Origin of the sequence: Mycobacterium sp. E2989 (assembly GCF_001667595.1) — a bacterium.
Classification (GTDB): Bacteria; Actinomycetota; Actinomycetes; order Mycobacteriales; family Mycobacteriaceae; genus Mycobacterium.
On sequence record NZ_LZJX01000013.1, the window covers coordinates 1 to 11,294 of the forward strand.

Genomic DNA, 11,294 nt, shown 5'->3' on the forward strand with positions numbered 1-11,294 from the left:
CACCACCTCCGGTGGGCAGGCCTCCCCGGCCAACACCAGCGCCACCCCGTCCAGGCCGGCCGGATCCAGCATCGCCAGCGCCGACGGGGTCTGGGTCAGCACATCGACCCCCTGGGCGACCAGCACCGCATGGAAGTCCGGCGGCGAACCCGCCACCGACTCGGGCACCACAACCAGCCGCCCACCCCGCAACAGCGGGGCGAAGATCTCCCACACCGACACGTCGAAAGCCAGCGAGTGTGCATGCGACCACACCCCCGGCGCCGGTAACCCCGCATCCAGCGATCCGATCAACGCCGTCACGTTGCGATGCGTCACCCCAACACCTTTGGGCGCACCAGTGGTGCCCGAGGTGTAGATCACATACGCCAACCCCTCGGCGTCCGGCTCCGCCAACGCGGTGCCGGGCAAGGTGTCGAGGCGCCGATCGTCGACGTCGACGACGGGCACACCGTGGACCTGGAATCGCCCGGCCAGATCGGCGGTGCTGACTGCGACCACCGGGGCCGCGTCACCGAGCATGAACGCCATCCGGGTATCCGGGGAAGAAGGGTCGATCGGCAGGTAGGCCGCCCCGGTCTTGAGCACCGCCAGGATCGCCGCGATCGCTTCGGCGGACCGCGAAAACAGCAGCGCCACCGTCTGTCCCGGGCCCGCATCGCGGGCCATCAATAGCCGCGCCAACCGGTTCGACGCTGCATCCAGCTCGCGGTAGGTCATCGACACGTCCCCGCAGACCAGCGCCACCGCCTCCGGCGCGCGGGCCACCTGCGCGGCGAACAACCCGGGCACCGACACCGATTTCGGCTCCGGCTCACTCAAAACCGCCCGATTGCCAACCAGATCCAATCGAGCGCGCTCAGCGGCGTCGAGCACATCCACCGACGACAACACGCGGCCGGAGTCGGCGGTCACGGTCGTCAGCACGCGCTGCAGGCGGTCGACGAGCGCCTCGATGGTGTGCGCGTCGAACACGTCGGTGCGGAACTCCACCCGGCCGCCGATGCCGGCCGGCTCGCCGTTCTCGTCCCAGCGCTCGGCGAGTGAGAACACCAAATCCATTCGGGCGGAATCGCTGTCGAGCGGCACGGAGCTCACCTCGAGGTCGCCGAGGGCCAAACCGGCGGCGGGATCGTCGTGCCCGGTGAAGTTCTGCCAGGCCAACATCACCTGCACGAGCGGGTGATGGGTGAGGCTTCGGGTCGGGTTGATCCGTTCCACCAAGAGCTCGAACGGCACGTCCTGGTGTTCGAAGGCCTCCAGGCTGCGCGTCTGAACCCGTCCCAGCAGTTCGGTGAAGCTGGGGTTGCCGGCCAGGTCGATGCGCAGGACCAGCGTGTTGACGAAGAAGCCGACGAGTTGGTCGAGCGCGCGGTCACGGCGGCCGGCGATCGGGAAGCCCACCGAAACATCGGCGCTGGCACTGATTTTCGACAACAGCACCGCCAGGGCGGCCTGCACCACCATGAAGGTGGTGGCGTTGTGTTCGCGGGCCACCCGGCGGACCTGCTGCTGCAAGTGGGCCGGCCAGGCCACGGCGACGCTGGCGCCGCGCTGATCGGCGATGGGTGGGTAGGGCCGGTCGGTGGGCAGTTGCAAGCGCTCGGGCATGCCGGCCAGGGTGTTCTGCCAGTACGCCAACTGGGCGGCGATGGGGCTGGCGGTGTCGTCCAGTTCGCCGAATTGCGCGCGCTGCCATAGCGTGTAGTCGACATACTGCACCGGCAGGTCGGTCCACCCGGGGACCCGCCCCGCGGAACGGCTGGTATACGCCACGCTCAAGTCCGCGGCCAGCGGTGTGAGCGACAAGCCGTCCGCGGCGATGTGGTGCACGACGATCACCAGCAGGTGTTCCCGCTCGCCGAGGGCGAAAAGCCTTGCGCGCAGTGGTACTTCGGTGGCGAGGTCGAAGGCGTAGTGCGTGGTCGCCCCGACGGCCTCGTCCAGCTCGCCGGCCGAGAACGCGGTGGCATCGACGACGTCCCAACCGAAATCGACGTCGTCGGCGGGGATGACGACCTGCCGGGGCGTTCCCTCGTGCGCGGGGAATACGGTGCGCAGGCTCTCGTGGCGGCGCACCACGTCGGCCAGGGCCGCGCGCAGCGCGTCGGCATCGAGGCTTCCGGTCAGCCGCAGCCCGGCCGCCATGTTGTAGATGGGCGAGGGCCCCTGTAACTGCTGGATGAACCACAACCGGCTCTGGGCGAACGACAGCGGGATCACCGCCGGCCGCTCGGCGGCCACCAGTGGCTGGAGGCGGCCGGCGCCCTGGTCGATGCGGGGCGCCAGCTGCGCGACCGTCGGCGCCTCGAACACGACGCGCACCGGCAGTTCGGTGTCCAGGGAACTGTTGATCGCCGCGACGAGGCGCATCGTGGACAGCGAATCGCCGCCGAGGTCGAAGAACGAGTCGTCGACGCCGACGCGGTCGACGCCGAGCACGTCGGCGTAGATGCCGGCGAGGATCTCCTCGACCGCGGTGGTCGGGGCGCGGTAATTGTCGACGTCTCGGTAGTCCGGCGCCGGCAGGGCGCGGGTGTCGAGCTTGCCGTTGACGGTCATGGGCAGCGCGGGCAGCGCGACGACGGCCGCCGGGACCATGTACGCGGGGAGTCGCTCGGCCAGTGCGGCCCGGGCCGTGGCGACGTCGACCGTTCCCGTGACGTAACCCACCAGGCGCAAGGCAGCGGGGCTGTCCTCGCGGGCGACGACCACTGCCTGCTCGACGCCCGCCAAACCGCTTAGCGCCGCTTGGATCTCGCCGAGTTCGATGCGGTAGCCGCGGATCTTGACCTGCTCGTCGGCGCGGCCCAGGTAGCGCAGCTGCGCGTCGGGACCCCAGCACACCAGGTCGCCGGTGCGATACATGCGGGTTCCGGGCGCACCGAACGGGCACGCCATGAAGCGGGACGCGGTCAACGCGGATCGGCGCCAGTAGCCGACGCCCACCCCGTCACCCGCCAGGTACAGCTCGCCGACCACGCCGGCCGGCACGGGCCGCAGCCATTCGTCGAGCACGAAGAAGGCCGCGCGCGTGACGGGCGAGCCGATCGGGGGGAAGCCCGATCCCGCCCGCAGCGGCGCACTCTTGCACGCCCACATCGTGGTTTCGGTCGGACCGTAGACGTTGACCATGGTTCGCCCGGGCGCCCAGCGGTCCACCAACTCGGGCGGGCAGGGCTCGGCCCCGATCACCAGCGCGGTCCCGTCCAAACCGTCGGTGGTCAACATGCCTACCGCGGAGGGGGTTTGGGTGAGCACCGTCACGCCCTCGCGCATCAGCAGGGCGTGGAATTCCTCCGGTGAACGCGAGACCGGCTCGGGCACCACCACCAGGCGTCCGCCGTGCAGCAGCGCGCCCCAGATCTCCCACACCGAGAAGTCGAAGGCGTACGAGTGGAATTGGGTCCACACCTGTTGCGGCCCCAGCTCGATGCCGATCCGCAGGGCGTCGAACAGCTGGGCGACGTTGTGTTGTGTCACCGCAACGCCTTTGGGCACGCCGGTGGTGCCGGACGTGTAGATGATGTGCGCCAGGTCGTCGGGTGCCGGCCCTGGTGGCGCCGTGCCGGGCTGGTCGTCGACGGCGTGGTCGTGCACGTCGACGACCGTCAGGTCGAACCCGTCCAGCCGGTCGGCCAGCGCGGCGGTGGTGACCGCAGCGATCGGCGCCGCGTCGGTGAGCATGAACTCCATCCGGGCCGCGGGTAGGGCCGGGTCGATCGGCAGGTAGGCCGCCCCGGACTTGAGCGCGGCCAGGATCGCCACGATCGCCTCGGCCGACCGCGAAAACAGCAGCGCCACCCGTTCTCCCGGCCGCGCGCCGAGGTGAATGAGCAGTCGCGCCAACCGGTTTGCCGCCTCGTCCAACTCGCGGTAGGTCATGGACCGGTCCCCGCAGACCAGCGCCACCGCGTCGGGCGTGCGCGCCGCCTGCGCGGCGAACAGCGACGGGACCGACACCGGAGTGGCCGGCCGGGTCAGCACGCCGGCGTTGCCCCACTCCTGCAGGCGCGCATGCTCGCCGGCATCGAGCAGGTCCACCGACGACAATCTGCGCTGCGGCTCGGCGGTGACGGCCGTCAACAGCCGCTGCAGCCGCTCGATCAGTCCCTCGACGGTCTTGCCGTCGAAGATGTCGGTGCGATACTCGGCCGTCACGGCGATGCCGGCGCGCTGACCGGTCTCGGTCCAGCGTTCGGCCAGCGAGAACGTCAGATCCATGCGAGCGGTGTTGGTGTGCAACGGCATTGGGGTGACCTGCAGCTCGCCCAGGGCCAGCCCGCCCGCGGGGGCGGTCGCCTCCCCGGGGAAGTTCTCCCAGCCCAGCAGCACCTGGATCAGCGGATGATGCGTCAGGCTCCGGGTGGGGTTGAGCCGCTCCACCAGCAGTTCGAAGGGGACGTCCTGGTGCTCGAAGGCGGCCAGGCTGCGGCGGCGCACCTGCGCGAGCAGCTCCGCGAACGTCGGGTCCCCGCCGAGCTCTTTCAGGTTGACCCGCAGCACCAACGTGTTGACGAAGAATCCGATCAGGTCATCGAGCGCGGGCTCGGAGCGCCCGGCGATCGGGAAGCCCACTGCCACATCGTCACTGGAGCTCACCCGCGCGAGCAGCGCCGCGAACGCGGCCTGGATCACCATGAAGCTGGTCGCGTTGTGCTCGTGGGCGACCCGGCGGAGGTGTTGTTGCAACTCCGCCGGCCAGTCCACGGCCAGGCGGGCGCCGCGGTGGTCGGCGACCGGCGGGTAGGGCCGGTCGGTGGGCAGCTGTAGGCGTTCCGGCAGGCCGGCGAGCGCGTCCGCCCAGAAGTTCAACTGGGCCGAGATGCGGCTGCCGCCGTCCTCCACGTCGCCGAGATGCGCGCGCTGCCACAGCGTGTAGTCGGCGTACTGCACCGGCAGTGGGGCCCAGTCGGGCGCCTCCCCCGCGCACCGGCTGGCGTATGCCACCCCGAGGTCGCGCGCGAACGGGGTGATCGACCAACCGTCGGCGGCAATGTGGTGCACCGCGACGGCCAGGATGTGTTCGTTGTCGCTGACGGTGAAAAGCGCGGTGTGCAAAGGGCTTTCGTTCGCCAGGTCGAAGGTGTACCGAGCCGCCTCCGCAATGCGTTCGCGCAACCGGTCGTCCGGCCAGCCGCGGGCATCGACGAGGTCGCAGGCGAAACCGATTCGCTCGGCGGGAATCACCACCTGCCGGGGGATTCCGTCGGTCGCCGCGAACACCGTGCGCAGGCTTTCGTGGCGGGCGACCACGTCGGCGAGCGCCGCACCGAGGGCTTCGGCGTCCAGGCGCCCGCGCAGGCGCAGCGCGACCGTGACGTTGTACATCGGTGAGGGGCCCTGGAATTGGTCGATGAACCACAGCCGGCTCTGGGCGAAGGACAGCGGAATAACCTCGGGGCGCTCCCCCGCCACCAGCGGCTGCGGCCGGTTTGCTTCGTCGCCGATGAGCAACTCCAGCTCGGCGACGGTGGGCGCGTTGAAAACGGCCCGCACCCCGAGGTTCGCATTCAGGCTGCTGTTGACCGCGGCGATCAATCGCATCGCCGACAGCGAATCCCCGCCCAGGTCGAAGAACGAGTCGTCGACGCCGACGCGTTCCAGCCCGAGAACCTGACCGTAGATGCCGACCAGGATCTCCTGCACCGCGGTGGCCGGGGCGCGGTAGCGATCCACGTCCTGGTAGTCCGGTTCGGGCAGGGCCTTGCGGTCGAGCTTGCCCGAGGAGGTCAGCGGGAATTCCTCGAGCGCCACAATGTGTGTCGGCACCATGTACTCGGGCAACCACGCGTTCAGCCGATCGCGCACCTCGCCGATCTTGGTGTTGGTGCGGGGGTCGTTGGCGTGGCGGGTGCGGTGCCGGGTGCCGGACGGCGGCAGATAGAGGTCGGTCAAGGGCGCGCCCGGCTGGTCACCGTCGTCGACGAAAACCGCGCTGAGCGTGCCGCGCTGAGCGCCCCAGGTCACCGCGACCCGATAACCGATGGCCTCGCCGATCCGGTGCAGTTCCTCGGCGACGGCCGCGTCGGGGGCGGCCTGGCTGAGCGCCTCAGCCACCGGTTGGCCCGCGGCGAGCGCGGTTTCGACGCCGACGTCGGTGGCCACTCCCGCCTGGGGGATGTCGGTGATGCGGACGACGGCGGGACGCCGCGACGCCAACTCGTCGCGCAGCCCGTCCAGGCCGGCGCACCGGGCCCACGGCCAGGTGGGTGCGGTCGCCACCGAGCGGACCTCGGCGGGCGCCTTGTGGATGACCACGTCGTAGCGGAACCGGTTCAGTTCGTTGTCGGCCAATCCGCGTTTGACTTGGATGTCGAGCCCGCCGGCGGCCGGGCAGGTGAGGGCCCAGGTGGTGAAAAACTCCGGCGACAAAAGCAATTCGGTCTCGCCGAGCATGGCGTGGCGAACACGCTGGCGGATTTCGGCGGCGTCGGTGTCGCTGGCGGCCTCGCCGGCCCGCGTCAGCACGATCGCGGTCTGGAAAGCGCCCTGCAGGGCGTGGTTACGCACGTCGCCGATGAACAACGCCCCGCCCGGCGCCAGCAGGGTCATCGCGTTGTCGATCACCTCGGCGAGATAGCCCGCGTTGGGGAAATATTGGACGACCGAGTTGACGACGATGGTGTCGAAGTGTTCCCGCGGCAGGTGATCCGTGACATGGGCCGGCTGGGTCAGCAGTTCGACCCGGTCACGCCACTGAGGTTGTAATTGCTCCAGCGAGCGCGTCAGGTTGTCGATGGCCACCGGCGAGAAATCCGTGGCGACATACTGTTCGGTCCGCGGGGCGATCTGCGACAGCAACAATCCCGAACCCGCGCCGATCTCCAGCACGCGCCGCGGCTGCAGGGCCATGATGCGATCCACGGTCGCGGCACGCCACTCGACCATCTCATCGAGCGGGATCGGGTCGCCGGTGTAGCTGCTGTTCCAGCCGCGGAAGTCCATGCCGAAGCGGGATTCGAGTTCGGCGCCGTACAGGTCGTCGTAGAGGTTCTGCCACTCTTCGACGTTGTCCGCGTCATGGTCGGCGCTGGTGTTGTGATCGAGCGTGACGTAGGCGACCAGATGAGAACCGGTGGCGCCGTCGCGGACGGTCACGGCGGCCTGGGTGACCTGCGGGCAGGCCAGCAGGGTGTTTTCAATCTCGCCCAGTTCGATGCGCTGGCCCCGCAGCTTGATCTGGGCGTCGGCGCGGCCGACGAAGTCCAGGTCCCCGTCGCGGGTCCAGCGCACCAGGTCGCCGGTGCGGTACATCCGTTCCCCCACGGCCCCATAGGGATTCGCGACGAACCGCTCCGCGGTCAGGTCGACCCGCCCCAGGTAGCCGTGCGCCAGCGCTGGGCCGCTCACATACAGCTCGCCCACCACGCCGATCGGAGCGGGTTTCAGCCAGGCGTCGAGCACCATGGCGCACACGCCCGGGATGGGACGGCCGATGCGCACCGGGCCGTCGGCCGACAGCGGGGCGCTGGAGGTGATCCAGATGGAGGCTTCGGTGGGACCGTAGACGTTGAACAAGCGCCGACCCGGTGCCCAGGCCGCCACCAACTCCGCCGGGCAGGCCTCGCCGCCGACCATCAGCCTGTCGAACCCGTCCAGCCGGGCTCGATCCAGCGACGAGAGCACCGTCGGGGTCAGGAAAGCCGCATTGACGCGCTGGCTCTGCAGCAACGCGGTCAACGGCTCCCCGGCGTACACCTGCGGCGGCGCCACCACCAGCGCAGCCCCCGACCTCGCCGCCAACAACATCTCACCGATCGACGCGTCGAAGGTCGGCGAGGCCACCATCAGCACCCGCGTGTCCGCGCTCAGGCCGCACGAATCACGCTGCGCCGTAGCCCATCCCAGCAGGCCGGCGTGGCTGACCACCACGCCTTTCGGGGCACCGGTCGAGCCCGACGTGAAGATCACATAGGCGGTGTCCCGTACCGTCAGGGCCGCCGACCGTTCGGCGTCGGTGATCGGCTGGGCGCTGCGGGCGGACACGTCCAGCGCATCGATGCGCAGCACCGGCCGGCCCCCGGCGCCCGCCAGTTCGTCTGTGCCACAGGTCAATACGCAGACGGCACCGGCGGCGTCCAGCACGGTGGCGACGCGTTCGACGGGGTGTTCGGAGTCCACCGGCGCGTAAACGCCGCCCGCCTTTGCCACCGCCCACCACGCGACCACCAGTTCCACACAACGATCGATGGCCACGCCCACCGCGCGCTGCGGGCCCACACCCGCGTCGATCAGCGCCCGCGCCAGTCGCGTCGACCACTCGTCGATCTCGCGGTACGACAGCTGCCGTTCGCCGTCGACCACCGCCACCGCGTCCGGGTTGGTCGCCACCGCCGCCGCCAACAGGTCCGGCGCCACCGCGACCGGTGCGGTGACACCGGCGCCGGACAGCCGGGCCAGCACCAGGTCTCGCTCGTCGCGGTCGAGCAGTTCGATGGCCGATAGGCGCCGGGCGGGATCCGCGGTCATCGCCGCCAGCACCCGCCGGAACCGTTCGACGAGCGCCTCGATGCTCGCGGCGTCGAACACGCCGGTGTCGAACTCGACGTGCAGGCCGAGTTCGCGGCCCGGCAGGGCCTCCATGGTCAGGGGGTAGTGGTTGTACTCGCGGTTGGTGAAGTCGGCGATCGACAGGCCGTCGGGTCCCAGCTGCATGCCGTCGCCGATCGGGTAGTTCTCGTAGACGAACAGGGTGTCGAAGAGCTGCTCGTGGCCGGTGAGGCGATGAATGTCGCTGAGCGCCAGGTGTTGATGCTCGAGCGTGTCGTTGTTGGCGTCCTGCAGCTGGCGCAGCAGGTCCGCGGCGGTGGTTGTCGCGGTGATGTTGGCCCGCACCGGCACGGTGTTGATCAGCAACCCCACCATGGATTCCGCCACTTCGAGCTGGCCAACGCGGGACCGCGGGGTGCCGAAGACGACGTCGCGCTGTCCGGTCAGCGAGGTCAGCAGCAGCGCCCAGGCGCCCTGCAGGACGGTGCTGACGGTGGTGTGGCAGGAGCGCGCCAAATCGGCGAGGGCGCCGGTGGTTTCCTCCGGCACACGGAACACCGCGGCGCCGCGCTCCCCTTGCCCCAGTCGGTCCGTGGGGCCGACCAATGTGGGCGTGTCGAAGTCGGCGAGCACGGCGGCCCAGGCCGCGCGGGCGGCGTCGAGGTCCCGATCGGCCAGCCAGGTGACGAAGCTGCGGTAGGGCGCGGCCGCGGGCAGCCGCTCGCCGTAGTAGGTGGTGAAGATTTCGCGCAGCAGGATCGGCAGCGACCAGCCGTCGAGGACGATGTGGTGGTTGGTGAGCACCAGCCGGTGCCGTTCCGCCGCGGTGCGCACCACCGCGACCCGCAACGGCGGCTGGTCGGCCAGGTCGCGGACCGCCGCGCGCTCGTCGGCGCACAGCCGCTCGATCTGCTGCTCGGTCTCGAGGGCGACGTAGCGCCACGGCACCACGGGATCGGCTGGGATGATCTGCACCGGCTCGTCGAACCGCTCGTAGAACCGGGCCGCCAAATGTGGATGCCGGTTGATCACCGTGCGCACCGCGTCGTGCAGGCGCTCGGCGTCGAGGGGCCCTTCGAGCGTGAAATCCAGTTGCACCGCGTACATTTCGTCGCCGCCGGTGCTGGAGTGGAACAGCAGGCCCTGCTGCAGCGGGGACAGCGGGAGGATGTCGGCGACGTCGTAGCGCTGGTGCAGCTCGTCGATCTGCCGCTGGCTGAGGCGGGCGGGCGCGATGTCCGACGGCGTGAGCCCGCCGCCACCGGCCCGCACGTGCGCGCAGATGCCGCGCAGGGCGTCGAACCACAGCTGGCTCAGCCGGTCGACCTGTGCCTCGTCGAGGACCGACGACGCCCAGGTCCAGTTGGCGTGCAGCTGCGGCCCCTCGTCGGTGTCGACGGTGCCGGCGTCGAGTTCGACGGTGTGCGCCAACGACATTGGGACCGCCGCGGCCGCCTCCGTCAGGGTCAGGCTTTGCGGGTCCAGCCGCCACAGTTCATCGGACAGTTCGGCCCCCGCGACGAGGCGCCCCAGATAGTTGAACCCGATCGACGGGTCGGCGCCGTCCAGCGCGACATCGCCGTTCAGGTAACGCAGCGCGCCGTACGTCAGTGGGTGCGGCACCGCGCGAAGTTGTTCCTTCACGTCCTTGATCGCGGCGCCCAGCGCCGGCTCCCCGGCCAGCACCTGGTCCCAGGACGGCCCGCTGATCGCCAGCGACACAGGGTATTTGGTGGTGAACCAGCCGACCGTGCGGGACAAGTCGACATCGGGTGCGAGCTCCTCGTGGCGGCCGTGGCCCTCGACATCGATGCCGACCGGGCCGGCGCCATCCCCCAGGAACTCCGCCCACGCCAACCCGAATGCGATCAGCAGAATGTCTTGCACGCCGGCGTGAAACGCCGCGGGCGCCTCGCCGAGCAGCGTGCGCGTCGCCTCGACATCCAAAGCCGCCGACAACTTCCCGGCGGTGGCGTAGGTGTCGGCGTCGGGACGGGGTGCCGGCAGGGCGGGCGGGGTGGCCGCGATCCGTTTCCAGGCGGCCGCCTGTTCGACGACCTCGGGCCGTCGCGCGTGTTCGTCGAGCAGCCTCGCCCATCGGGCGAACGACGTCCCGCCCGCGGGCAAGGGGGCCGGCTGTCCGCCCCGCTGCTGGACCCAGGCGATGTTCCAGTCCTCCAACAGGATTCGCCACGACACGCCGTCGATGGCGAGATGGTGGACGATCAAGACCAGCTGGCCGGTGGGACGGACCCACAGCGCGCTGAGCATCGCCCCGGTGGCGGGGGTAAGCCGCGATCGCGCCTCGACCAACGCCGCGTCGGACAGCGCATCCACCGCCCGCAGGCACCCGGCCGCGTCGACGGATCCGGGCTCGGGCACCCACAACGACCACCCGTCGCCGTCGTCGACCCGCGCCCGGAGCATGGCGTGCCGGTCGAGCACGGCCTGCAGCACGGCGGCCACGTCGGCCTCCTGCGCTCCGGCGGGAGCCTGCAGCACCATTGTCTGGTTGAACTCATCGATCGGGCCGCTCGCCGTTTCCAGCCAGCGGATGATCGGGGTGGCCCGCACCGGCCCGAGGCCCTCGTCGACGACCGCGGGCTCGCCGTCGGCCACCCCGGCCACCAGGGCCAGGCGGGCGACGGTCTGCTCGACGAAGACGTCCCGGGGCCGGCACGTCAGGCCGGCGGCGCGTGCTCGCGAGACCACCTGCAGCGCCAGGATGCTGTCGCCGCCGAGTTCGAAGAAGGAGTCGTCGGTGCTGACGCGCTCGAGGCCCAGGACGTCGGCGTAGATGC

1 protein-coding gene is annotated in these 11,294 nt (G+C 70.5%); it reads right to left on the reverse strand.

The window, feature by feature from the left end; all coding sequences use genetic code 11:
• On the reverse strand, window positions 1-11,294 hold an 11,294-nt coding region (locus tag A5680_RS03135; protein WP_156674988.1), incomplete at both ends, for a non-ribosomal peptide synthetase.